Annotated in this window: 17 protein-coding genes and 3 tRNA genes; 12 read left to right on the forward strand and 8 right to left on the reverse strand. The window is 61.2% G+C overall.

Annotation, left to right across the window (positions count from 1 at the left end):
• The first annotated feature begins 7 nt into the window (after positions 1-7).
• From IFT98_RS06580 to IFT98_RS06590, 3 genes are read left to right on the forward strand one after another with little or no spacing between them, the layout of a single operon-like run.
• Positions 8-808, forward strand: a complete 801-nt coding sequence (locus IFT98_RS06580; RefSeq protein ID WP_122713757.1) for a carbohydrate ABC transporter permease — start codon at positions 8-10, stop codon at positions 806-808.
• A 10-nt stretch (positions 809-818) separates the two neighbouring features.
• The gene (locus IFT98_RS06585; RefSeq protein WP_122713756.1) at positions 819-1,091 is read left to right on the forward strand and encodes a DUF2160 domain-containing protein; all 273 of its coding nucleotides are present in this window, start codon (positions 819-821) and stop codon (positions 1,089-1,091) included.
• Between the two features lie 46 nt (positions 1,092-1,137).
• Positions 1,138-2,883, forward strand: coding sequence for an ABC transporter substrate-binding protein (locus IFT98_RS06590; protein ID WP_192047817.1), 1,746 nt, complete (start codon positions 1,138-1,140; stop codon positions 2,881-2,883).
• A 157-nt stretch (positions 2,884-3,040) separates the two neighbouring features.
• On the opposite strand, the gene folD is transcribed toward IFT98_RS06590, so the two are convergent.
• Complete coding sequence (folD, locus tag IFT98_RS06595) at positions 3,041-3,895, reverse strand: bifunctional methylenetetrahydrofolate dehydrogenase/methenyltetrahydrofolate cyclohydrolase FolD (protein ID WP_192047818.1); 855 nt, start codon at positions 3,893-3,895, stop codon at positions 3,041-3,043.
• A gap of 290 nt (positions 3,896-4,185) precedes the next feature.
• Here folD and IFT98_RS06600 point away from each other — a divergent pair.
• From IFT98_RS06600 to IFT98_RS06610, 3 genes are all read left to right on the forward strand, one after another.
• Positions 4,186-4,262, forward strand: a tRNA-Arg gene (locus tag IFT98_RS06600).
• A 41-nt stretch (positions 4,263-4,303) separates the two neighbouring features.
• Positions 4,304-4,379, forward strand: a tRNA-His gene (locus IFT98_RS06605).
• A 57-nt stretch (positions 4,380-4,436) separates the two neighbouring features.
• Positions 4,437-4,521, forward strand: a tRNA-Leu gene (locus IFT98_RS06610).
• A gap of 85 nt (positions 4,522-4,606) precedes the next feature.
• Here IFT98_RS06610 and IFT98_RS06615 read toward each other — a convergent pair.
• Positions 4,607-6,775: a GAF domain-containing protein gene (locus IFT98_RS06615; RefSeq protein WP_192047819.1), complete on the reverse strand. Its 2,169-nt coding sequence runs from the start codon at positions 6,773-6,775 to the stop codon at positions 4,607-4,609.
• Between the two features lie 312 nt (positions 6,776-7,087).
• Between IFT98_RS06615 and tig the strand changes: the two genes are divergently transcribed.
• From tig to IFT98_RS06645, 6 genes are all read left to right on the forward strand, one after another.
• Positions 7,088-8,398 carry a trigger factor gene (tig, locus tag IFT98_RS06620; RefSeq protein ID WP_192047820.1) on the forward strand — a complete coding sequence of 437 codons (1,311 nt, stop codon included), beginning with the start codon at positions 7,088-7,090 and terminating at the stop codon, positions 8,396-8,398.
• Positions 8,399-8,489: 91 nt separating this feature from the next.
• Positions 8,490-9,131: an ATP-dependent Clp endopeptidase proteolytic subunit ClpP gene (gene clpP / locus IFT98_RS06625; protein ID WP_122476013.1), complete on the forward strand. Its 642-nt coding sequence runs from the start codon at positions 8,490-8,492 to the stop codon at positions 9,129-9,131.
• 104 nt (positions 9,132-9,235) lie between these two features.
• Positions 9,236-10,522: an ATP-dependent Clp protease ATP-binding subunit ClpX gene (gene clpX / locus IFT98_RS06630; protein ID WP_122476011.1), complete on the forward strand. Its 1,287-nt coding sequence runs from the start codon at positions 9,236-9,238 to the stop codon at positions 10,520-10,522.
• A 151-nt stretch (positions 10,523-10,673) separates the two neighbouring features.
• A complete protein-coding gene (lon, locus tag IFT98_RS06635; protein ID WP_192047821.1) occupies positions 10,674-13,070 on the forward strand; it encodes an endopeptidase La in 2,397 nt (798 codons plus the stop codon).
• Between the two features lie 143 nt (positions 13,071-13,213).
• On the forward strand, positions 13,214-13,486 hold the full coding sequence (locus IFT98_RS06640; RefSeq protein WP_049858847.1) for an HU family DNA-binding protein: 273 nt from the start codon (positions 13,214-13,216) through the stop codon (positions 13,484-13,486).
• A gap of 171 nt (positions 13,487-13,657) precedes the next feature.
• The gene (locus IFT98_RS06645) at positions 13,658-15,532 is read left to right on the forward strand and encodes a SurA N-terminal domain-containing protein (protein WP_192047822.1); all 1,875 of its coding nucleotides are present in this window, start codon (positions 13,658-13,660) and stop codon (positions 15,530-15,532) included.
• 291 nt (positions 15,533-15,823) lie between these two features.
• Here IFT98_RS06645 and fabI read toward each other — a convergent pair whose 3' ends face one another.
• The 6 genes from fabI to IFT98_RS06675 are packed head-to-tail and all read right to left on the reverse strand — an operon-like array spanning position 15,824 to position 24,015.
• Complete coding sequence (gene fabI, locus IFT98_RS06650; RefSeq protein ID WP_122476006.1) at positions 15,824-16,618, reverse strand: enoyl-ACP reductase FabI; 795 nt, start codon at positions 16,616-16,618, stop codon at positions 15,824-15,826.
• 18 nt (positions 16,619-16,636) lie between these two features.
• A complete protein-coding gene (locus IFT98_RS06655; RefSeq protein WP_122794868.1) occupies positions 16,637-18,247 on the reverse strand; it encodes an ABC transporter ATP-binding protein in 1,611 nt (536 codons plus the stop codon).
• A 1-nt stretch (position 18,248) separates the two neighbouring features.
• Complete coding sequence (locus IFT98_RS06660) at positions 18,249-19,268, reverse strand: ABC transporter permease (protein WP_192047823.1); 1,020 nt, start codon at positions 19,266-19,268, stop codon at positions 18,249-18,251.
• Position 19,269: 1 nt separating this feature from the next.
• The gene (locus tag IFT98_RS06665) at positions 19,270-20,343 is read right to left on the reverse strand and encodes a microcin C ABC transporter permease YejB (protein ID WP_122713748.1); all 1,074 of its coding nucleotides are present in this window, start codon (positions 20,341-20,343) and stop codon (positions 19,270-19,272) included.
• A 1-nt stretch (position 20,344) separates the two neighbouring features.
• On the reverse strand, positions 20,345-22,177 hold the full coding sequence (locus IFT98_RS06670; RefSeq protein ID WP_192047824.1) for an extracellular solute-binding protein: 1,833 nt from the start codon (positions 22,175-22,177) through the stop codon (positions 20,345-20,347).
• Complete coding sequence (locus tag IFT98_RS06675) at positions 22,174-24,015, reverse strand: extracellular solute-binding protein (protein ID WP_192047825.1); 1,842 nt, start codon at positions 24,013-24,015, stop codon at positions 22,174-22,176. The genes IFT98_RS06670 and IFT98_RS06675 overlap by 4 nt, the downstream gene beginning before the upstream one ends.
• Between the last annotated feature and the right edge of the window lie 99 nt (positions 24,016-24,114).

The following is a 24,114-nucleotide window of genomic DNA, read 5'->3' on the forward strand; positions in this document are numbered from 1 at the left end:
GGCAGCCATGAGCAAGCGCAAATTGATCCCCCTGCTGCTGTACATCCTGTTTTTGCTGGTGCCCATCTACTGGTTGCTGAACATGTCGTTCAAGAGCAACGGCGAAATCCTCGGCGGGCTGACCCTGTTTCCCCATGATTTCACCCTGGCCAACTATCGGGTGATCTTCACCGACCCCAGTTGGTACACCGGCTACATCAATTCGCTGTACTACGTGAGCCTCAACACGCTGATCTCGCTCAGTGTCGCGCTGCCGGCCGCGTATGCCTTCTCGCGCTACCGCTTCCTAGGCGACAAGCACCTGTTCTTCTGGCTGCTGACCAACCGCATGGCACCTCCGGCGGTGTTCCTGCTGCCGTTCTTCCAGCTGTACTCATCCATCGGCCTGTTCGACACGCACATCGCCGTCGCGCTCGCGCACTGCCTGTTCAACGTACCGCTGGCGGTGTGGATTCTCGAAGGCTTCATGTCCGGCGTGCCGAAGGAGATCGACGAAACCGCCTACATCGATGGCTACAGCTTTCCGAAGTTCTTCGTGAAGATCTTCATGCCGCTGATTGGCTCGGGGATCGGTGTCACGGCCTTCTTCTGCTTCATGTTCTCGTGGGTGGAGTTGCTGCTGGCGCGCACCTTGACTTCGGTCAATGCCAAGCCGATCGCAGCGGTGATGACCCGTACCGTTTCAGCCTCGGGCATCGACTGGGGTGTGCTGGCTGCGGCCGGCGTCCTGACCATCGTGCCCGGCATGCTGGTGATCTGGTTCGTTCGCAACCATGTGGCCAAGGGCTTCGCCCTGGGCCGCGTATGAGGAGCCTGTGATGGAGTGGATGGCCTGGACTCTACCGACTGCCCTGTTCTTCGGCGCTATCGCGCTGTTGCTCGCTGGCATGACGTTCTACGAATTGCGCTCGCCCTGCACCGAGCGGCGCGGGTTCCTGCCGATCGCGACCACTCGCGGCGATCGGTTGTTCATCGGTCTTCTCGGTAGCGCCTACCTGCACCTGCTGGTGATCGGCGTTACCGACTGGAGCATCTGGGTTGCCTCGGCGCTGTCCCTGGTGTGGTTGCTGGCGGTAGTGCGTTGGGGCTGAGCCATGCGGATCTGCGCAACGCAAAAATTCCAAACAGGAGGTCACTATGTACAAGAACAACAACAAACTGCGACATAGCATTGCCCTGGCGACCGCGCTGGCGTGCGCGGGGCTAAGCGCCGCGGCATGGGCGGATGCCTATGAAGACGCGGCGAAGAAATGGGTGGGGGCCGAATTCAAGCCCTCCACCCTCACACCCGAGCAGCAGATGGCGGAGATGCAGTGGTTCATCGAGGCCGCCAAGCCGTTCCGCGGCATGAGCATCAACGTGGTGTCCGAAACGCTCACCACCCATGAATACGAAGCCAAGACACTGGCCAAGGCGTTCAGCGAGATTACCGGGATCAAGCTGACCCATGATCTGTTGCAGGAAGGCGATGTGGTCGAGAAGCTGCAGACGCAGATGCAGTCGGACAAGAACATCTACGATGGCTGGGTCAACGACTCGGATCTGATCGGCACCCACTTTCGCTACGGCAAGAGCGAATCGATCACCGACATGATGGCCAGTCCCGAGGGCAAGAAGGCCACCTCGCCGACCCTCGACCTCAAGGATTTCATCGGTATCTCGTTCACCACCGCGCCCGACGGCAAGGTCTATCAACTACCCGACCAGCAATTCGCCAACCTGTACTGGTTCCGTGCCGACTGGTTCGAACGCCCCGAGTTGAAGAAGAAATTCAAGGAAATCTACGGCTACGAGCTGGGTGTCCCGGTCAACTGGTCGGCCTACGAGGACATCGCCAAGTTCTTCTCCGAGGACGTCAAGGAGATCGACGGCAAACGCATCTACGGGCACATGGACTACGGCAAGAAAGACCCCTCGCTGGGTTGGCGTTTTACCGATGCCTGGTTCTCCATGGCTGGCGGTGGCGACAAGGGCCTGCCCAACGGCTTGCCGGTGGACGAGTGGGGGATTCGCGTGGAGGATTGCCATCCGGTGGGTTCCAGCGTGACCCGTGGCGGTGATACCAACGGCCCGGCGGCTGTCTATGCGACGCAGAAATACGTCGACTGGATGCGTGCCTACGCACCGCCCGAGGCTCAGGGCATGACTTTCTCCGAATCCGGCCCGGTACCGGCCCAGGGCAACATCGCCCAGCAGATTTTCTGGTACACCGCGTTCACTGCCGACATGACCAAGCCTGGCCTGCCGGTGATGAATGGCGACGGCACGCCGAAATGGCGCATGGCGCCTTCGCCCAAGGGCCCGTACTGGGAGGAGGGCATGAAGCTGGGGTATCAGGACACCGGCGCCTGGACCTTCCTCAAATCGACGCCCGAGAAGCAGCGCTTGGCAGCCTGGCTGTACGCGCAGTTCGTGACGTCGAAGACGGTGTCGCTGAAAAAGACCATCGTCGGCCTGACGCCGATTCGCGAATCGGACATCAATTCCCAGGCCATGACCGATCTGGCGCCAAAGCTGGGCGGCCTGGTGGAGTTCTACCGCAGCCCGGCTCGCGTGCAATGGACCCCGACCGGCACCAACGTGCCTGACTATCCGCGTCTGGCGCAGTTGTGGTGGAGCCACATTTCCGAGGCGGCCAGCGGCGAGAAGACCCCACAGCAGGCGCTCGATGGCCTGGCCAAGGACCAGGACGCGATCATGACGCGCCTGGAACGCAGCAAGGTGCAACCCGTGTGCGGGCCGAAGATGAACCCCGAGCGCGACGCCCAGTACTGGTTCGACCAGCCCGGCGCACCCAAGCCCAAACTGGCCAACGAAAAACCCCAGGGTCAGACCGTGGGCTACGCCGAGCTGGTCAAGTCGTGGGAGGACGCAAAGAAATAGCAGCAGGCGCGGTCATTTGTGGGGGCGGTCAGCGGCCGCGAACGCCGCGCTGCGGTTTGCCTGATAGACCGCGTCGCCCTTTTCGCGGCCACGGACCGCTCCCACGGACATCGGACCCTCTGTGGGAGCGGTCAGCGGCCGCGAAAAAGGGTCTACATCACCGGTGCAGCGTCTCTGCTGCATACAGGGTGTTTTCCAGCAGGCAGGCGCGGGTCATCGGGCCCACGCCGCCTGGCACCGGGGTGATCCAGCCGGCCCGGGGCAGGGCGGTTTCATAGACCACGTCGCCGACCAGCTTGCCATCGTCCTGACGGTTGATGCCCACATCGATCACGAGCGCACCTTCCTTGATCCATTCGCCCTTCACCAGCCCTGGCTTGCCCGCGGCAACCACCACCAGATCGGCGCGGCCCACGTGGCCCGCCAGGTCCTTGGTGAACCGATGGGTCACGGTCACGGTGCAGCCTGCCAGCAGCAACTCCATGGCCATCGGCCGGCCGACGATGTTGGAGGCGCCCACCACCACCGCGTCCATGCCATACAGATCCTGGCCGGTACTTTCCAGCAGGGCCATGATGCCCTTGGGCGTACACGGACGCAGCAACGGAATGCGCTGGGCCAGGCGGCCGACGTTATAAGGATGGAAACCATCGACGTCCTTGTCCGGGCGAATGCGCTCGAGCAGCAGCGAGGCGTCCAGGTGCTCGGGCAGCGGCAGCTGCAACAGGATGCCGTCGATCTTGGTGTCGGCGTTAAGCGTGTCGATCAGCGTCTCGAGTTCGAGCTGGGAGGTGGTGCTCGGCAGGTCGAAGGCCTGGGAAACGAAACCGACTTCCTCGCAGTCCTTGCGCTTGTGCGAAACATAGACTTGGGAGGCGGGGTCGGTACCCACCAGAATCACCGCGAGGCCTGGCGTGCGCAGGCCTTGCCGACGACGCTCGGCAACCTGTTGAGCGATCTGCCGGCGCAGGTTGGCGGCGATCGTCTTGCCGTCGATAAGTTGTGCAGTCATGACGCGTGATTAACCATCGAAAAGGAATGAAAATGTGCGCGCATTCTCGCATGTCGCACGCCCAGGGCAAAGGCGCTTGCTTCGCGAAACCTCCTAAGCCCTTTAATTAAATGAATTTTTTTCAAAAAAGAGTTGACGACCCTAAGGCTCGCCTATAACATTCGTCGCACTTGTCGGGCAGGGCCTAGCACTGGTGAAGAAGGTAGAGCAAAACAGGCAGTTTCAAGGCTTGTTTGTCATCACCGACTGAAGCTCTGGATTTGTAATCTGCAAGGACTACAGACTCAAAAGCGCCCGTAGCTCAGCTGGATAGAGCATCCGCCTTCTAAGCGGATGGTCGCAGGTTCGAGTCCTGCCGGGTGCGCCATTAGGCAGCTTTGGCACAAGTAACGCAGTAAACGCAATATGGTGGGCGTAGCTCAGTTGGTAGAGCACAGGATTGTGACTCCTGTTGTCGTGGGTTCGATCCCCATCGTCCACCCCATATTCCGAAAGGCGCCCGATTCTTACCGATCCGGCGCCTTTGCTTTAAAAGCTACACGCGGACGTGGTGGAATTGGTAGACACACTGGATTTAGGTTCCAGCGCCGCAAGGTGTAAGAGTTCGAGTCTCTTCGTCCGCACCAACAAGTACAGCCAGGCCTCGGCCTGCTGCGCAACGTGAAAGCCGCCTACGGGCGGCTTTTTCGTGTCTGCGTTTCAGTCGGCGATTCACGCCTCCACGGGCTGGACCATGCTGAAGGTAATGACATTGCCGTTCTGCTCGACGCTCAGGTTGCCACTGTGCGCAACCGCGATGGCCTGCGAAATGTACAGCCCGATCCCCAGCCCGTTCTTGTTGCGCAGGTTTTCACCGCTGTGCGGCTTGAACGGCTGGAACAGGGTCGACAGGCGCTCTGGGGCCACCGGGGTGGTCTGGTTGAGGACCGACAACCGCGTGCTGTTTTGCTCCGTGCTCAAGCTGATCAGTACTGGCGTATCCGGCGTGCCATGGTAGCGGGCGTTGCCCAGCAGGTTGGTGATGACCTGCGCGTAGCGGTCCGGATCGACCATGGCGCGCACATCCGGCTGGATGCGCGCTTCGATGGTCAGGCCGGGAAAAGCCACCGCCGTTTCATCGACGATGCTTTCGACCAGCGCCGACAGATCGGTTTCAACCCGATTGACCATGATGCCGAGGCCCGACTGCAGGCGGCTCATCTCCAGGATCTGGCTGATCAGGCGTTCCATGCGGCCACTGGAGTGGCTGATGTGCTTGCGCAGCTCGGTGTCGCGTGTCTCGTTCGAGGACAGCATGGCTGCGGCCATGGAGATGGATTGCAGGGGATTGCGCAGGTCATGACCGAGCATGGCGATCAGGCGCTGCCGCATGCCATCGATCTCGCTGGCGCGGCTCAGGCACAATTCGACCAGGTCACGTCGCAGCTTCTCGGCGATGTCGATGTCGGTATCGCTCCAGCTGGCCGAGCGTCCGCGCACCACTTCTTCCCAGGCCTCGAACGAGCCCCGTGGGGTCAGTCGCGCTCCGGACGGCCCGACCTTGATGATCTTCTCCGGCTTGCCGCCCCAGCGCACATTGTTGATTTCTTCCTTGCGCAGCCACATCACCCAGCCCGATTCCTGGCGATGGAAACGGACCGCCAGAATGCCGCAGTAGCCACTGGTATTGCGCTCGCTCTCCGAACCCTGCCAATTCTCGGTGTGGAAGACCTCGAGGTTCGGGTCCTGCTCGACGTGTTCCAGCACCTGGCGACACAGCGGGTCGAAGTGCCCGCCGATGCTCTGGGTGCGCCCCGACATCACCACCGCGGCGCCATCGCAGGGTATCAGGGCGGCAATGTTGTCCGACTCGCCCGCCAATGCACTGACCAGATCTTCTGAGTCGCGCGCCAGGGTCATGAGGGTCTGCTGCTGGTCACTGGCCTGTTTCAGGGTCTGGGTGGCCAGGTTGTGCTCGAGCCGCTCGACCAGCGCGCTGCACACCTGCGAGATGACCTGGAAAGACATGCGCAACGGATGCGCCATCGTCTTGGGCGTCATGTGATGGCAGGAAAACAACCCCCACAGCTTGCCGCCGACAACGATCGACACGCTCATCGATGCGCGTACACCCATGTTGGTCAGGTATTCGCAGTGAATCGGCGAAACGCTGCGCAGTGTGCTGAAGCTGAGGTCGAACGGTTGGCCGGTCCGTGGATCCACCGATGGTGTCAACGGCGCCGGTGCGTAGGCCACGTCGGCGATCAGGCGAATCGGATTGAGTATATAGAGCAGGCGTGCCTGGGCAGGGATATCCGATGCCGGGTAGCGCTGGCCCAGGTAGCTCTCGAGGTCCTCGCGGTGCGCCTCGGCGATGACTTCGCCCGACAGGTCGGGTCGAAAGCGGTAGGCCATGACCCGGTCGAAACCCGTCATGTTGCGGATCTCCGCCGTTACGCGGCTCAGCAACGCGTCGATATCGTGGCGGTTCTGCATCTGGCTGATGATGCGTTGCGCGTACAGGGCAAATTGGCTGAACGAACCGCTGGCGGTGCGTCGCGGTTCGAACTCCAGGTACAGCACTTGCAGATGGCGATGGGCAACCACGTCGAACAGCCGGCCAAGCAGGACGCTCTCGACGCTGTTCGCCCAGTGATCGCTGCTGGCGAGGCCCTCGGCGATCAACGCCAGGACATCGGCGCCCAGCAGTTCGTTGTTCGGAGTAGTGCCCGGCAGTACATCCAGTCCGGTGACGGCCATCAGGTTGGCGCTGCGGGTCAGCACGCGACCTTCGCCGTCCAGGGCGATCAGCGCGCCGTGGGGCTGAATGGCGCCGGGCCGGTGAATGGGCTCGTCCTCGCAGTTGGCGAGGGAAACCGGCGTGTCAGGGCTTATGGCCATGAGGGTCCTGCAAGAATAGGGGTTGCTTGGGGAAGCGAGAGAATGGCCGGGATCTCCACATGTAAGTGCAAGGTAATGGCTTTATCCTCTGCATAGGATACCAGTGAGCCGGAGATTATCTTGCAAAACTTGTCCGCAAGGGCATTTACAGGCCTTGACCGGCCTTGTTTTGCTGCCGTTTGACGGTTTCTGCAGCGACTTTGTGCGCAACCCTGTGCATAGGGTGACTTCTTGAGTTCGAGCCTCTAGAATGCTTGCCCTTGATCTGGGGTCGGAAATGGCCGGCTAACGTCTGTGCAACGAGGAAAATCCATGCAAGTTTCTGTTGAAAACACTTCCGCTCTCGAGCGCCGCATGACCATCGGCGTTCCCGCCGAGCGCATCGAGGCCGAAGTCAACAAGCGTCTGCAACAGACCGCCCGTAACGCCAAGATCCCGGGCTTCCGTCCAGGCAAGGTGCCTATGAGCGTCATCCGTCAGCGCTACGAGGCTGACGCGCGCCAGGAAGCCCTGGGCAACGTCATCCAGGCTTCCTTCTATGAAGCCGTGGTCGAGCAGAAGCTCAACCCAGCCGGCGCACCCGCCGTCGAGCCAAAAGTGTTCGAAAAGGGCAAGGACCTGGAATACATCGCCACCTTCGAAGTGTTCCCCGAGTTCGAAGTCGGCGCGTTCGACAGCATCGAAGTCGAGCGCCTGAGCGCCGACGTCGCCGACAGCGACCTGGACAACATGCTCGAAGTGCTGCGCAAGCAGAACGTACGCTACGAGCAGACCGATCGCGCCGCGCAGACCGAAGACCAGCTGAACATCGACTTCGTCGGCAAGATCGAAGGCGAAGAGTTCTCCGGTGGTTCGGCCAGCGGTACCCAGCTGGTTCTGGGTTCGGGCCGCATGATCCCCGGTTTCGAAGACGGCCTGGTCGGCGCCAAGGCCGGTGAAGAGAAGGTCTTGAGCCTGAGCTTCCCCGAGGACTACCAGAATCTTGAGCTGGCCGGCAAGGCCGCCGAGTTCACCGTCACCGTCAACAGCGTTTCCGAAGCCAAGCTGCCAGAGCTGAACGAAGAGTTCTTCGGCCAGTTCGGCATCAAGGAAACCGGTCTCGACGGCTTCCGCACCGAAGTTCGCAAGAACATGGAGCGCGAGCTGCGTCAGGCAATCAAGGCCAAGATCAAGAATCAGGTCATGGACGGTCTGGTGTCGACCAACCCGATCGAGGTGCCCAAGGCGCTGCTCGACAACGAAGTCGACCGTCTGCGCGTTCAAGCCGTGCAGCAGTTCGGTGGCAACATCAAGCCAGACCAATTGCCGGCCGAGCTGTTCACCGAACAGGCCAAGCGCCGCGTCGTACTGGGTCTGATCGTTGCCGAAGTGGTCAAGCAGAACGAGCTCAAGCCGGACGAAGCACGTGTGCGCGAGCTGATCCAGGAAATGGCCTCGGCCTACCAGGAGCCTGAGCAAGTTGTATCGTGGTACTACAAAAATGAAGAGCAGCTGAACGAAGTCCGTTCGGTTGTGCTGGAAGAACAAGTTGTGGATACTGTTCTGCAGAAAGCCAAGGTGACCGACAAGTCGGTCTCTTACGAAGAAGCGGTCAAGCCGGCGGAAGCAGCACAAGCCGAGTGATCGTTCTCTGAGGTTCGAAAACACCATAAGCCAGCCTTCGCGCTGGCTTATGCGTATTCAAGACATGACTATTTGGGAGTGAGTGCGAGACATGTCCCGCAATTCTTATATTCAGCAGAGCTCTGACATCCAGGCCGCAGGCGGCCTGGTCCCGATGGTTATCGAGCAATCGGCTCGTGGCGAACGTGCGTACGACATCTACTCGCGCCTGCTCAAGGAACGAGTGATCTTCCTGATCGGCCCTGTGGAAGACTACATGGCCAACCTGGTCGCCGCGCAGTTGCTGTTCCTTGAGGCGGAAAACCCGGACAAGGACATCCATCTCTACATCAACTCGCCAGGCGGTTCGGTGACGGCCGGCATGTCGATCTACGACACCATGCAGTTCATCAAGCCGGACGTGTCCACGACCTGCATTGGCCAGGCCTGCAGCATGGGCGCCTTCCTGCTGGCCGGTGGCGCCGCGGGCAAGCGTCACTGCCTGCCCAATTCGCGCATGATGATTCACCAGCCGTTGGGCGGTTTCCAGGGTCAGGCTTCGGACATCGAAATCCATGCCAAGGAAATCCTGTTCATTCGCGAGCGTCTCAATTCGCTGCTGGCGCACCACACCGGCCAGAGCATCGAGACCATCGAGAAGGACACCAACCGCGACAATTTCATGAGCGCCGAGCGTGCGGTCGATTACGGTCTGATCGACTCTGTGATGTCCAAGCGCAACTTGCCCGCCTAAGCAGCCAGATGGGGGTGGTGGCCATGTCAGCCACCTGTGGGCTTGAAAAAGCCCGCAATAGCCTTCATCTTGTGTTGCAAGCCTATCGGATTTGGATCGATCGAATGACTGACACCCGCAACGGCGAGGACAACGGCAACAAGCTGCTCTATTGCTCCTTCTGTGGCAAAAGCCAGCATGAAGTGCGCAAATTGATTGCCGGCCCCTCGGTCTTTATCTGCGACGAGTGCGTCGACCTGTGCAACGACATCATCCGCGAGGAGGTGCAGGAAGCCCAGGCCGAGAGCAGCGCGCATAAATTGCCCTCGCCCAAAGAAATAAGCGGCATCCTGGATCAGTACGTGATTGGCCAGGAGCGCGCGAAGAAGGTTCTTGCGGTAGCGGTGTACAACCACTACAAGCGCTTGAACCAGCGTGACAAGAAGAACGACGACGTCGAGCTCGGCAAAAGCAACATCCTGCTGATCGGCCCGACCGGTTCGGGCAAGACCTTGCTGGCTGAAACACTGGCTCGCCTGCTCAACGTTCCGTTCACCATCGCCGACGCCACCACCCTGACCGAAGCCGGTTACGTGGGTGAGGACGTCGAGAACATCATTCAGAAGCTGCTGCAGAAGTGCGACTACGACGTAGAGAAAGCCCAGATGGGCATCGTCTACATCGACGAAATCGACAAGATTTCGCGCAAGTCGGACAACCCGTCCATCACCCGTGACGTTTCGGGCGAAGGCGTGCAGCAGGCGCTGTTGAAGCTGATCGAGGGCACCGTCGCCTCGGTACCGCCGCAGGGTGGTCGCAAGCATCCTCAGCAGGAGTTTCTGCAGGTCGATACGCGCAATATCCTGTTCATTTGCGGCGGGGCATTCTCCGGCCTGGAAAAAGTCATCCAGAATCGCTCCACCCAGGGTGGTATCGGTTTCGGTGCCCAGGTGCGCAGCAAGCAGGAAGGCAAGAAGGTCGGCGAGTCGCTGCGCGAAGTGGAGCCGGACGATCTTGTCAAGTTCGGGCTGATCCCCGAGTTCGTCGGTCGTCTGCCGGTTCTGGCAACGCTGGACGAATTGGACGAAGCGGCGCTGATCCAGATCCTTACCGAACCGAAGAACGCGCTGACCAAGCAGTACGGCAAGTTGTTCGAAATGGAAGGTGTGGATCTCGAGTTCCGCAGCGACGCCTTGAAGTCGGTTGCCCGTCGTGCGCTCGAGCGCAAGACCGGTGCGCGAGGCCTGCGCTCGATCCTGGAAGGCGTTCTGCTCGACACCATGTACGAAATTCCTTCGCAGACCGATGTAAGCAAAGTGGTCATCGATGAGAGCGTGATCGAAGGGACGTCCAAGCCGCTGTTGATCTACGAAAACAGCGAGCCGCCGGCGAAGGCTGCCCCCGACGCCTGATCGACAATCTGAGCTGAAACAAGGAAGGGGCCTACGGGCCCCTTTCGTTTTTCAGACAGTGAACTTGTTTTTTGCGGGGCGAGCCCCCACATTGAAGGCATGCTCAATTCCATCTGTTTACGGCCTTCGGGGCCGCTGTAGAGGCGAAATCATGAAGACAACCATCGAATTGCCTCTCCTGCCATTGCGTGATGTCGTCGTCTATCCGCATATGGTTATCCCGCTGTTTGTGGGTCGTGAGAAGTCCATCGAGGCCCTCGAGGCGGCGATGTCTGGCGAAAAGCAGATCCTTTTGCTCGCGCAGAAGAATCCCGCCGATGATGATCCAGGTGAGGACGCCCTGTACCGTGTGGGTACCGTTGCCACCGTGCTGCAGCTGCTCAAGCTGCCCGACGGCACCGTCAAGGTGCTGGTCGAAGGCGAGCAGCGCGGCAGCGTCGAACAGTTCTTGGAAATCAATGGCCACGTTCGCGCCGAAGTGCAGTTGATCGACGAGGTCGATGCGCCCGATCGCGAGTCCGAAGTGTTCGTGCGCACGCTGCTCGGTCAGTTCGAGCAGTACGTGCAGCTGGGCAAGAAGGTCCCGGCCGAGGTGCTGTCCTCGCTCAACAGCATCGATGAGCCTGGCCGCCTGGTCGACACCATGGCCGCGCACATGGCGCTGAAAATCGAACAGAAGCAGGAGATCCTCGAGATCATCGAGTTGCCGGCGCGTGTCGAACACGTACTGGCGCTGCTGGATGCCGAAATCGACCTGCTGCAGGTCGAGAAACGTATTCGCGGACGGGTCAAGAAGCAGATGGAGCGCAGCCAGCGCGAGTACTATCTGAACGAGCAGATGAAGGCCATTCAGAAAGAGCTGGGCGATGGCGAGGAAGGGCACAACGAAGTCGAGGAGCTGAAAAAGCGCATCGACGCTGCGGGCCTTCCCAAGGACGCCCTGGCCAAGGCCACGGCCGAGCTGAACAAGCTGAAGCAGATGTCGCCGATGTCTGCAGAAGCGACCGTGGTGCGGACCTACATCGACTGGCTGGTGCAGGTGCCTTGGCAGGCGCAGAGCAAGGTGCGCCTCGATCTGGCACGCGCCGAAAGCATTCTGGATGCCGACCATTACGGTCTGGAAGAGGTCAAGGAACGTATCCTTGAATACCTCGCCGTGCAAAAGCGCGTGAAGAAAATTCGCGGTCCGGTGCTGTGCCTGGTCGGGCCGCCCGGTGTGGGCAAGACGTCCCTGGCCGAATCCATCGCCCATGCCACCAACCGCAAGTTCGTGCGCATGGCCTTGGGCGGTGTTCGCGACGAAGCCGAGATTCGCGGCCACCGTCGTACCTACATCGGTTCTATGCCTGGTCGTTTGATTCAGAAGATGACCAAGGTGGGTGTGCGCAATCCGCTGTTCCTGCTCGACGAGATCGACAAGATGGGCAGCGACATGCGCGGCGATCCGGCCTCGGCGTTGCTGGAGGTGCTGGACCCGGAGCAGAACCATAATTTCAACGATCACTACCTGGAAGTCGACTACGACCTTTCCGACGTGATGTTCCTGTGCACCTCGAACTCGATGAACATTCCGCCGGCGTTGCTCGACCGGATGGAAGTGATCCGTCTGCCGGGCTATACCGAAGACGAGAAGATCAACATCGCGATCAAGTACCTGTCGCCCAAGCAGATCGAAGCCAACGGCTTGAAAAAGACCGAAGTCGAGATCGACGTCGAGGCGATCCGCGACATCATTCGCTACTACACCCGAGAAGCGGGCGTGCGAGGTCTGGAGCGTCAGATCGCCAAGATCTGCCGCAAGGTGGTGAAGGAACATGCACACCTGAAGAAATTCACCGTCAAGGTCACCGCCGAGTCGCTGGAGCACCTGCTGGGCGTGCGCAAGTTCCGCTACGGCCTGGCCGAGCAACAGGACCAGGTGGGGCAGGTTACCGGCCTCGCCTGGACCCAGGTGGGTGGCGAATTGCTGACCATCGAGGCTGCCGTGATCCCGGGCAAGGGCCAGTTGATCAAGACCGGTTCGCTGGGTGATGTGATGGTCGAGTCCATCACGGCGGCGCAGACGGTGGTACGCAGCCGCGCCAAGAGCCTGGGTATTGCGCCGGACTTCCACGAGAAGCACGACACGCATATTCACATGCCTGAAGGCGCCACGCCCAAGGATGGTCCGAGTGCCGGTGTCGGCATGTGCACTGCGCTGGTCTCGGCCCTGACCAAGATTCCGGTGCGCGCCGATGTCGCCATGACCGGCGAGATCACCTTGCGTGGCCAGGTATTGGCCATTGGTGGTCTCAAAGAGAAGTTGCTGGCGGCCCATCGTGGTGGAATCAAGACTGTAATCATCCCTGAAGAAAACGTGCGAGATCTCAAGGAAATTCCCGACAATATCAAGCAGGATCTGCAGATTAAACCTGTTAAATGGATTGACGAAGTCCTGCAAATTGCGCTGCAATACGCGCCTGAGCCCTTGCCCGATGTGGCTTCCGAGATTGTCGCCAAGGATGAGAAACGCGATACGGATTCCAAGGAACGAATCAGCACGCATTGAGCCTTGATTTGACTGGGTGCCTTTCTTGACAGTTTTTTAGAGCCCTTGTTATAAAGCGGCACTTGCTGTCTCGACAGCCACCCGGCGCACGTTTCACCACATACTTAGAAACAACTCAAAATATCGATATAAGGGGACTTATAGTGAACAAGTCGGAACTGATTGACGCAATCGCCGCATCTGCTGATATCTCCAAGGCTACAGCTGGCAAGGCGCTGGACGCCGTGATCGAATCCGTGACGGGCGCCCTGAAATCCGGTGATTCGGTTGTGTTGGTAGGTTTCGGTACGTTCTCCGTGACTGATCGCCCGGCGCGCACCGGTCGCAACCCGCAAACCGGCAAGGCGCTGGAAATCGCGGCTGCCAAGAAGCCCAGCTTCAAAGCCGGTAAAGCCCTGAAAGAAGCTGTCAACTAAGCTTCGGCCACGCCTTTGCTACCTGCTGCCAGGCCATGCCGGCAACAGGAGTGGAGCTGAGCAAGCTCCGCGAGTTACGAGAAGGCGCATCCTCGGATGCGCCTTTCTTCTATCCGGATTCCTATTACTCTCCGCGGTCGCTCTATCTGTACGACCGTTTTCGGGGGATGCATGCTGCAGAACATCAGGGATAACTCCCAGGGCTGGATTGCCAAGACCATCATCGGTTTGATCATCGTATTGATGGCGCTCACCGGTTTCGACGCGATCTTCCAGGCCGCCAGCCATAGCCAGGACGCTGCAAAGGTCAACGGTGACGAGATCACCTTGAACGAACTCAGCCAGGCCACCGAGATGCAACGTCGCCAGCTGATGCAACAGCTGGGCAAGGATTTCGATCCGGCCCTGCTCGACGACAAGATGCTGCGCGAAGCGGCCCTCAAGGGTCTGATCGACCGCAAGTTGCTGCTGCAAGGCGCGCATGACGCCAAGTTCGCCTTCTCCGAGGGCGCGCTCGACCAGATCATGCTCCAGACACCGGAATTCCAGGTCGACGGCAAGTTCAGCGCCGAACGTTTCGACCAGGTCATCCGCCAGATGGGCTATGGCCGCTTGCAGTTCCGCCAGATGCTTTCCGAAGAGATGCTCATCGGCCAGCTGCGTGCCGGCCTGGCAGGCAGCAGCTTCGTGACCGACGAGCAGGTTGCCGCCTTCGCCCGGCTCGAGAAGCAGACCCGCGATTTCGCTTCGTTGACCTTCAAGGCTGACCCGTCGGCGACCAAGGTCACCGACGAGGAGATCAAGGCGCACTACGACGAGCACGCCAAGGAGTTCATGAGCCCCGATCAGGTGGTCATCGACTATGTCGAATTGAAGAAGTCTTCGTTCTTCGACCAGATCAGCGTGAAGGACGAGGACCTTCAGGACGCCTACCAGAAAGAGATCGCCAATCTGTCCGAGCAGCGCCGTGCCGCGCACATTCTGATCGAAGTCAACGACAAGCTCGATGACGCGCAGGCCAAGGCCAGGATCGAGGAAGTACAGGCACGACTGGAAAAGGGCGAGGACTTTGCCAAGCTGGCCAAGGAAGTCTCCCAGGACCCAGGCTCGGCCAACAATGGCGGCGATCTCGGCTTCGCCGGCAATGGCGTGTACGATCCGGCGTTCGAAACGGCGCTCAATGCCCTGAGCAAGGGTCAGGTGTCGGCGCCGGTGCGCACCGATTTCGGCTGGCACCTGATCAAGCTTGAAGACGTGCAGGCGCCGGACGTACCGACGTTTGCCAGCCTCAAGGCCAAGCTGACCAGCGACCTCAAGACTCAGGAAGTGGAGCAGCGTTTCGTGACCGCCACCAAGCAATTGGAAGACTCGGCATTCGAAGCCTCCGACCTCGGGCAGCCTGCTCAGGAGCTGGGCCTCAAGGTGCAGACCTCCGAGCCATTCGGCAGGGACGGCGGCAGCCAGGGCGTCACTGCCAGTCGCGCCGTGGTCCAGGCTGCGTTCAGCCCGGAAGTGCTGGAAGAAGGTTCCAACAGCGCCGCGCTCGAGCTGGATCCGGAAACCATGGTCGTTGTGCGTGTGAAGGAGCATCGCAAGCCTGCTCAGCTGCCGCTGGAAGCCGTATCCGGGCCGATCCGTACCGAGTTGGCCAGGCAGCACGCTGCAGCCCAGGTGAAGGCCAAGGGCGAAGCGTTGCTGGCCGGTCTGCGTGACGGCAAGGTGCCGTTGGCGGCCCGCCAGGACGGGCAGTCTTGGAAAGTGCTGGAGGCGGTCACCCGCGGTCAGGACGGCATCGAGCCGGCCGAGCTGCAGGCGCTGTTCCGCATGCCCAAGCCGCAAGCCAGGGAGAAGCCCGAGTTCACGAGTGTGTCGCTCAAGGATGGCAGCTTCGTGATTCTGCGCCTGGACGGCGTGAACGAGGCTGCAGCACCGAGCGATGAAGAGAAGACCCAGTATCGCCGGTTCCTGGCGTCGCGTATGGGGCAGCAGGACTTCGCTGCGTACCGCAAGTTGCTGGAAACCAAGGCGGACATCACCAAGTATTGAGGTGATGGATGCATGAACGAAAGGCCGCGCAAGCGGCCTTTTGTTTGTCCGCGAATCGGCGGCGCCCTTTCGCGGCCGATGACCGCTCCCACAAAGCCTGGAATCTCACAGGTCTTCACGCGGACCTGTGGGAGCGGTCTGTGGCCGCGAAGGGGCGCTGTGGTGTGTCAGGGTAACCAGGATATCTCTTTCGCGGCAGATGACCGCTCCTACGGAGATTTCTGAATCTCAGGAAAAAAAACGCCGCTCGAGGTGAGCGGCGTCTTCTTCGATCGAGTGCAGCCTGACGACTTACTCTTCGATATCACCCATGGCGGTGGTGTTGAAACCGCCGTCCACGTACATGATTTCGCCGCTGATGCCCGACGCCAGGTCAGAGCACAGGAACGCGCCGGCGTTGCCGACTTCGTCGATGGTGACGTTGCGGCGCAGAGGGGTCTGCGCCTGGTTGGCCGAGAGCATCTTGCGGAAGTTCTTGATGCCCGACGCTGCCAGGGTACGGATCGGACCCGCCGATACGGCGTTGACGCGAGTGCCTTCCGGGCCCAGAGAACCGGCCAGGTAGCGCACGCCGGCTTCCAGCGAAGCCTTGGCCATGCCCATGACGTTGTAGTTGGGCATGGTGCGCTCGGCGCCCAGGTACGACAGGGTCAGCAGGCTGCCATTGCGGCCTTTCATCATGTCGCGACCGGCCTTGGCCAGGGCTACGAAGCTGTAGGCGCTGATGTCGTGGGCGATGCGGAAGCCTTCGCGGGTGGTGGCCTGGGTGAAGTCGCCATCGAGCTGGTCGCCAGGGGCGAAGCCGACGGAGTGAACGATCACGTCCAGGCCATCCCACTTCTTGCTCAGGGCTTCGAAAACCGAGGCGATTTCAGCATCGCTGGCCACGTCGCAAGGGAAGCACAGATCGGCGCTGGAGCCCCAGCCGGCGGCGAACTCTTCGACGCGGCCCTTGAGCTTTTCGTTCTGGTAGGTGAAGGCAAGTTCAGCACCCTCGCGATGCATGGCGGCAGCGATGCCGGATGCGATGGACAGTTTGCTGGCGACACCGACGATCAGGACGCGCTTACCGGCGAGAAAACCCATGTGTTGTTCCTCTTCAGGTTAATCGACAGCCGTTGGGGCCAAGAAGGCTGCTTCCAACAGCTGCTGTGTATAAGGGTGCTGCGGCGCGGCAAAGATAGCCCGCGCCGCCCCTTGTTCGACGACCTGACCGTGCCGGATCACCATCAGTTGGTGGCTCAAGGCTTTGACTACCGCCAGATCGTGGCTGATAAACAAATAGGTCAGGTTGTATTTCAGTTGCAGTGAACGCAACAGCTCCACTACCTGGCGTTGAACGGTGCGGTCGAGCGCCGATGTGGGCTCGTCCAGCAGGATCAACGCCGGTTTCAAAACCAAGGCCCGGGCAATGGCGATACGTTGCCGTTGCCCGCCGGAGAACTCGTGAGGGTAACGATGGCGGGTCTGCGGGTCCAGCCCAACCTCCTCGAGCGCGGCAATGATAGCCTGTTCCTGCTCGGCTTCGTTGCCGATCTTGTGTATTCGCAGGCCTTCGCCGACGATCTGGCTTACGCTCATGCGTGGGCTGAGGCTGCCGAACGGGTCCTGGAAGACCACCTGCATCTGCTTGCGCAGCGGTCGCACCTGCTGTTGGGCCAAGCCATCCAGTGCAGTGCCCTGGAACTGGATCGAGCCACGGCTGGCGATCAACCGCATGATCGCCAGGCCCAGCGTGGACTTGCCCGAGCCGCTTTCGCCGACGATACCCAGGGTCTGCCCGCGGGGCAGGGTGAACTGGATGCCATCGACGGCCTTGACGTGATCCACGGTACGACCCAGCAATCCCTTCTTGATGGGGAACCAGACGCGCAGGTCGTCGACCGCCAGCATCGGTTCGCCAACCCGTGTCGCCGCCGGCTCGCCACTGGGTTCGGCACCCAGCAGAACCTGGGTATACGGATGCTGAGGCGCTCGAAACAATTCTTCGCACGTAGCCTGTTCGACGATGCGACCGCGCTGCATGACACATACCCGGTGCGCAATTCGCTTCACCAGGTTCAGGTCATGGCTGATCAGCAGCAGGGCCATGCCCAGTCGCGCCTGCAGGTCCTTGAGCAGTTCGAGGATCTTCAGCTGCACGGTGACGTCGAGTGCGGTGGTGGGCTCGTCGGCAATCAGCAGTTCAGGCTCGTTGGCCAGGGCCATGGCGATCATCACCCGTTGGCGCTGGCCGCCGGACAACTCGTGCGGCAAAGCCTTGAGGCGCTTGTGCGGCTCGCCGATGCCGACCAGCTCGAGCAACTCCAGGGTGCGCCGGGCAGCGGCGGCCCCGGTGAGCCCTTTGTGCAGGGCCAGCACTTCACCGATCTGCTTGCCGATGTTGTGCAGCGGATTGAGCGAGCTCATCGGCTCCTGGAAGATCATCGCGATGCGGTTGCCACGGATGTGCCTGAGCTGTTTTTCCGGGAGCGTGAGCAGATCGCGGCCGTTGTAGACGATGGTGCCGCTGGGGTGCTGGGCGAGTGGGTAGGGCAGCAGGCGCAGGATGGAGTGCGCAGTTACCGACTTGCCCGAGCCGCTTTCACCCACCAGCGCGAGGGTTTCGCCACGGCGGATATCGAAGCTGATGTGTTCGACCACGCGTTGCCGACTTTCGCCGGCGACGAACTCGACGGCCAGGTCGCGGACCTCGATCAGATTGTCCTGGCTCATGTCATTTCCTCGGGTCGAAGGCGTCACGGGCCGATTCGCCGATGAACACCAGCAGGCTGAGCATCAGCGCCAGCACGGTAAAGGCACTGATACCCAGCCAGGGCGCCTGCAGATTGGACTTGCCCTGGGCGACCAGTTCGCCCAGCGATGGCGAGCCGGCAGGCAGGCCGAAGCCGAGAAAATCCAGGGCGGTCAGGGTGCCGATCGCGCCCGTCAGGATGAACGGCATGAAGGTCATGGTCGAGACCATGGCGTTGGGCAGGATGTGGCGGAACATGATCGCGCCGTTCTGCATGCCCAGCGCGCGGGCCGCACGCACGTATTCGAGGTTACGGCCACGCAGGAATTCGGCGCGCACCACGTCCACCAGACTCATCCAGGAAAACAGCAGCATGATGCCCAGCAGCCACCAGAAATTGGGCTGCACGAAGCTGGCCAGGATGATCAGCAGGTACAGCACCGGCAGACCGGACCAGATCTCCAGGAAACGTTGCCCCGCCAGGTCTACCCAGCCGCCATAGAAACCCTGCAGCGCACCGGCGATGACGCCGATGATCGAACTGGCGATGGTCAGCGTCAGGGCGAACAGGACCGAAATGCGGAAGCCGTAGATGACCCTCGCCAGCACGTCGCGGCCCTGGTCGTCGGTGCCCAGCCAGTTCTGCGCGGAAGGCGGCGCCGGTGCCGGCACCCTCAGGTCGTAGTTGATGCTCTGGTAGCTGAACGGGATTGGCGCCCACAAGGTCCAGCTGTCTTTGGCCGCCAGCAGTTCGCTCAGGTAGGGACTCTTGTAGTTGGCTTCCAGGGGAAACTCGCCGCCGAACGTCGTTTCCGGGTAGCGCTTGAAGGCGGGGAAGTACCACTCGCCGTCGTAGCGCACCGCGAGCGGTTTGTCGTTGGCGATCAGTTCGGCGCCCAGGCTCAGGCCGAACAGCAGCAGAAACAGCCACAGCGACCACCAGCCACGCTTGTTGGCCTTGAAGCGCTCGAAGCGCCGTCGATTGAGGGGAGACAGGTTCATCTCAATGCTCCCGATGGCCGAAGTCGATGCGTGGATCGACCAGGGTGTAGGTAAGGTCGCCGATCAGTTTCACCACCAGCCCCAACAAGGTAAAGATGAACAGGGTGCCGAACACCACCGGGTAATCGCGGTTGATCGCCGCCTCGAAGCTCATCAGTCCCAGTCCATCGAGAGAGAAGATCACCTCGACCAGCAGCGAGCCGGTGAAGAAGATGCCGATGAAGGCCGAGGGGAAACCGGCGATCACCAGCAGCATGGCGTTGCGGAACACGTGGCCGTACAGCACGCGCCGATTGCTCAGGCCTTTGGCCTTGGCGGTGACCACGTATTGCTTGCCGATTTCATCGAGGAAACTGTTCTTGGTCAGCAGCGTCATGGTGGCGAAGTGGCCGATCACCAGTGCGCCGACGGGCAGCACCAGGTGCCAGAAATAGTCCAGCACCTTGCCGCCCCAGCTCAGCTCCTCGAAGTTGTTGGAGGTCAGGCCGCGCAGCGGGAACCAGTCCAGGTAGCTGCCGCCGGCGAACACCACGATCAACAGGATGGCGAACAGGAAGGCGGGAATGGCGTAGCCGATGATGATCGCCGAGCTGGTCCAGACGTCGAAATGGCTGCCGTGGCGGGTGGCCTTGGCGATACCCAGGGGGATCGACACCAGGTACATGATCAGGGTGCTCCATAAGCCCAGCGAGATAGACACCGGCATCTTTTCCACGATCAGGTCGATGACCTTGGCATCGCGGAAGAAGCTGGTACCGAAATCCAGCTGGGCATAGTTCTTGATCATGATCCACAAGCGCTCGGGGGCTGGCTTGTCGAAGCCGTACATCTTCTCGATTTCCTTCACCAGCGCCGGGTCCAGGCCCTGTGCGCCACGGTAGCTGGAGCCGGCGACCGCCACTTCGGCGCCACCGCCGGCGATACGGCTGGTGGCGCCGTCGAAGCCTTCGAGCTTGGCGATCATCTGCTCCACCGGCCCGCCGGGGGCGGCCTGGATGATGGCGAAGTTGATGATCAGGATGCCCAGCAGGGTAGGGATGATGAGCAGCAGTCGGCGCAGGGTATAGGCCAGCATGTCAGGGCGTCTCGGAAGGCGTGGGGGTAACCGCCGGCGTGGCGTGGGGCTTGCTCCACCAGGTCTGCAGGCCCACGTCATAGCGTGGCGTGATGGCCGGGTGGCCGATGTGGTTCCAGTACGCCACGCGCCAGGTCTTGATGTGCCAGTTGGGGACCACGTAGTGGCCCCAGAGCAGGACGCGGTCCAGAGCGCGGGCATGATCGACCAGGTCCTGGCGTGAAGTGGCATTGATCAGGCTTTCCACCAGGCTGTCGATGGCCGGGTCCCTGAGGCCGATGTAGTTGCGGCTGCCGGGCTTGTCGGCACTGGACGAGGCCCAGAACTCGCGCTGCTCGTTGCCGGGCGAGGTGGACTGGGAGAAACTGCCGACCATCATGTCGAAGTCGCGCGAGCGAATGCGGGTGATGTACTGGGAGACGTCGACGCGGCGGATCACCAGTTCGATCCCCAGGTCCGCCAGGTTGCGCTTGTAGGGCAGCAGGACCCGGTCGAAATCGGCCTGGGTCAGCAGGAACTCGATCTTCACCGGCGTGCCCTGGGCATCGACCATCTTGTCGTCGAGGATGCGCCAACCCGCTTCCTGCAGCAGTTTATAGGCGCGACGCTGCTGCTCGCGCAGCATGCCGCTGGCGTCGGTGACCGGATTGCTGAACGGCGTGTCGAAGATCTGCTCGGGAATCTGCCCGCGCAGCGGTTCGAGAATCTTCAGTTCGGCCGGGCTTGGCAGGCCCGAGGCAGCCATGTCGGAGTTTTCGAAATAGCTGTCGGTGCGCGTGTAGGCGCCGTTGAACAGCTGCTTGTTGGTCCATTCGAAATCGAACACCAGCGACAGGGCCTCGCGCACGCGCACGTCCTGGAACAGCGGCTTGCGCAGGTTGAACACGAAGCCCTGCATGCCGGTCGGGTTGCCGTTGGGTATTTCTTCGCGGATCAGGCGCTTGTCGCGGACGGCGGGAATGTCGTAGGCGGTGGCCCAGTTCTTCGCGCTGCTTTCGAGCCAGAAGTCGAATTGTCCGGCCTTGCCGGCCTCCAGGGCCACGGTGCTGTCGCGGTAATACTGGATGTCGAGCACGTCGAAGTTGAACATCCCGCGGTTAATCGGCAGGTCGCGTGCCCAATAGTCCTTGACCCGCTCGTAACGTATCGAGCGACCGGCCTTGACCTCGGCCACCCGGTAAGGCCCGCTGCCCAGCGGAATCTCCAGGCTGCCCTTGGTGAAATCGCGGCCTTCCCAGAAGTGCTTGGGCAGTACCGGTAGTTGACCGAGGATCAGCGGCAGCTCGCGATTGTTGCTGTGCTTGAACTTGAACAGCACCCGTTGCGGGTCTTCGGCGACCACTTCGGCGACGTCGGCGTAGTAGCTGCGATACAGCGGCGAGCCGCTCTGGATCAGGGTCTGGAAACTGAACACGACGTCTTCGGCGTGCATCGGCTGGCCATCGTGGAAACGCGCTTCGGGGCGCAGGTAGAAGCGCACCCAACTGTTGTCCGGGGCTTTCTCGATGCGCCCGGCGACCAGGCCATACTCGGTAAACGGCTCGTCCAGGCTTTGCCGCGCCAGGGTATCGTAGTTCAGGTCCATGTCGTCGGCAGGCACGCCCTTGCTGATGAAGGGGTTGAGGCTGTCGAAGCTGCCCACGCCTTTCTGGCGAAAGGTGCCGCCCTTGGGCGCGTCAGGGTTGACGTAGTCGTAGTGCTGGAAGTCGGCCGGGTATTTCGGTGCTTCGTCGTACAAGGTGAGGGCATGCTGGGGCGCGGCCTGCGCCAGGCTGGCCGCAAGGCTCAGCGCGGCCACGCCCAGGGCGCGGGCCAAGGCAGGTAATGGCATCATCGAGTGTTCTCCGTAGGCTTGACCCACCAGGCGCTCAGGCCCAGGGTGTACGGCGGTGTGGTGACGAACGCCAACCGGCTGCGGTACGCCAGGCGGTGGTAGTCCAGGTACCAGTTGGCCACCATGTAGTGCTGCGACAGCAGCACGCGGTCCAGTGCCCTGGCGGCGGCTACCTGGTCGTCACGGCTCTGGGCACCGAGCAGTTGCTCGAGCAGGCGATCGACCACCGGGTTGGCAATGCCTGCATAGTTCTTGCTGCCGCGCACGGCGGCCTGACTGGAGTGAAAGTACTGCCATTGCTCCAGGCCCGGGCTCAGGGTCTGCGGCAGGGTCAGCGAGATCATGTCGAAATCGAACTGGTCCAGGCGCTGTTTGTATTGCGCGCGATCGACGCTGCGCAGGTTGGCCTGCACGCCGATACTGGCCAGGTTGGCGACATAGGGGCCCAGGATGCGCTCGAGATTGGAATTGACCAGCAGGATTTCCAGGCGCAACGGCTGGCCTGCGGCATTGCGCAGGCGGTCGCCCTGCAGCGTCCAGCCTGCATCGCCGAGCAGTTGCAGGGCCTGGCGCAAGGTGGCTCGAGGAATGCCGTTGCCGTCGGTACCGGGCATGCTCGGCGCTTCCAGAAAGAGGGCCGGGCTCAGTGCGTTTTTGTACGCCGACAGCAGCAGGCATTCCTTGCCGCTGGGCAGGCCGGTGGCGGCGAATTCGCTGTTGGGGTAATAGCTTTCGGTGCGTCGATACGCGCCGCTGAACAGCGCGCGGTTGGTCCACTCGAAATCCAGCAATAACCCCAGTGCTTCGCGCACGCGGGGGTCGCTGTAGGCCGGGCGGCGGGTATTGAAGAACAGGCCCTGGGTTTGCGTCGGGATTTGATGAGGAATCTGCGCCTTGACCACCTCGCCACGACGCACCGCGGGAAAGTCGTAGCCATTGGTCCAGTTCTTCGCCTGGTGCTCGATGTAGATGTCGAACTCGCCGGCCTTGAACGCTTCGAAGGCCACGTCGCTGTCCCGGTAGAACTCGACCTCCACGCGATCGAAGTTGTACTTGCCGCGATTGACCGGCAGGTCCTTGCCCCACCAGTTCCGATCCCGTTCCAGTATCAGCCTTCTGCCCGGTACCACCTGCTTGATGCGATAGGGACCGCTGGTCACCGGCGCCTCGAAGGTGGTCGCCTGGAAGTCCCGATCCTGCCAGTAATGCTTGGGCAGGATCGGCAACTCGCCCAGGCGCAGGATCAGCAGCGGATTGCCCGAGCGCTTGAACACGAAGCGGATGCGGGTCGGGCTCAGCACATCGACCCGCAGCACTTCCTGCAGGTTGGTGCGGTACATCGGATGGCCTTGGGTCAGCAAGGTACGGTAGGAGAACGCCACGTCGGCGCTGGTGATCGGGTGGCCGTCGTTGAACCGCGCCTGCGGCCTGAGATTGAACACCACCCAGCTGCGGCTTTCGTTGTATTCCACCGACTGAGCGATGAGGCCATAGCTGGAAGTAGGCTCGTCTCCCGAAGGCGCGTACTGGCCGGTGCCCACCATCAACGGCTCGTTCAGCTCATTGATGCCGTACTGCAGGAAGTTCGCGGTCTGGACCGGGCTGGTGCCCTTGAAGGTATAGGGGTTGAGCGTGTCGAACGTACCGAATGCCATCGTCCGCAACGTGCCACCTTTGGGCGCATCGGCGTTGACCCAATCGAAGTGGCTGAAGCGTGCCGGGTATTTGAGCGTTCCGAATTGCGCATAGCCGTGGCTTTGGGTGATCGTCGCGTTGGCACAGGTGCTCAACGCAAGGCCCAGCAGGCAGGCCAGCAGGCGGAAGGGAAGGGAACGCATCAATTCATGAATCCGAACCGGTCGGCAATGACTTTGTTGCGCTTACAGTAACAGTTTGTCTCAGCAGGAAGAAGAGTGATGATGGCGTTCAGCTGGCCT

It is taken from the genome of Pseudomonas sp. CFBP 8770 (genome assembly GCF_014841705.1).
Taxonomy (GTDB): Bacteria; Pseudomonadota; Gammaproteobacteria; order Pseudomonadales; family Pseudomonadaceae; genus Aquipseudomonas.

What these genes read in the sequence shown, in the direction of transcription:
- IFT98_RS06665 (WP_122713748.1), bottom strand. Translation starts at nt 20,343, where the DNA reads ATGCTGGCCTATACCCTGCGCCGACTGCTGCTCATCATCCCTACCCTG.
- clpP (WP_122476013.1), top strand. Translation starts at nt 8,490, where the DNA reads ATGTCCCGCAATTCTTATATTCAGCAGAGCTCTGACATCCAGGCCGCA.
- IFT98_RS06655 (WP_122794868.1), bottom strand. Translation starts at nt 18,247, where the DNA reads ATGAGCCAGGACAATCTGATCGAGGTCCGCGACCTGGCCGTCGAGTTC.
- IFT98_RS06670 (WP_192047824.1), bottom strand. Translation starts at nt 22,177, where the DNA reads ATGATGCCATTACCTGCCTTGGCCCGCGCCCTGGGCGTGGCCGCGCTG.
- IFT98_RS06660 (WP_192047823.1), bottom strand. Translation starts at nt 19,268, where the DNA reads ATGAACCTGTCTCCCCTCAATCGACGGCGCTTCGAGCGCTTCAAGGCC.
- IFT98_RS06645 (WP_192047822.1), top strand. Translation starts at nt 13,658, where the DNA reads ATGCTGCAGAACATCAGGGATAACTCCCAGGGCTGGATTGCCAAGACC.
- IFT98_RS06675 (WP_192047825.1), bottom strand. Translation starts at nt 24,015, where the DNA reads ATGCGTTCCCTTCCCTTCCGCCTGCTGGCCTGCCTGCTGGGCCTTGCG.
- IFT98_RS06615 (WP_192047819.1), bottom strand. Translation starts at nt 6,775, where the DNA reads ATGGCCATAAGCCCTGACACGCCGGTTTCCCTCGCCAACTGCGAGGAC.
- folD (WP_192047818.1), bottom strand. Translation starts at nt 3,895, where the DNA reads ATGACTGCACAACTTATCGACGGCAAGACGATCGCCGCCAACCTGCGC.
- IFT98_RS06585 (WP_122713756.1), top strand. Translation starts at nt 819, where the DNA reads ATGGAGTGGATGGCCTGGACTCTACCGACTGCCCTGTTCTTCGGCGCT.
- clpX (WP_122476011.1), top strand. Translation starts at nt 9,236, where the DNA reads ATGACTGACACCCGCAACGGCGAGGACAACGGCAACAAGCTGCTCTAT.
- IFT98_RS06580 (WP_122713757.1), top strand. Translation starts at nt 8, where the DNA reads ATGAGCAAGCGCAAATTGATCCCCCTGCTGCTGTACATCCTGTTTTTG.
- IFT98_RS06590 (WP_192047817.1), top strand. Translation starts at nt 1,138, where the DNA reads ATGTACAAGAACAACAACAAACTGCGACATAGCATTGCCCTGGCGACC.
- tig (WP_192047820.1), top strand. Translation starts at nt 7,088, where the DNA reads ATGCAAGTTTCTGTTGAAAACACTTCCGCTCTCGAGCGCCGCATGACC.
- fabI (WP_122476006.1), bottom strand. Translation starts at nt 16,618, where the DNA reads ATGGGTTTTCTCGCCGGTAAGCGCGTCCTGATCGTCGGTGTCGCCAGC.
- lon (WP_192047821.1), top strand. Translation starts at nt 10,674, where the DNA reads ATGAAGACAACCATCGAATTGCCTCTCCTGCCATTGCGTGATGTCGTC.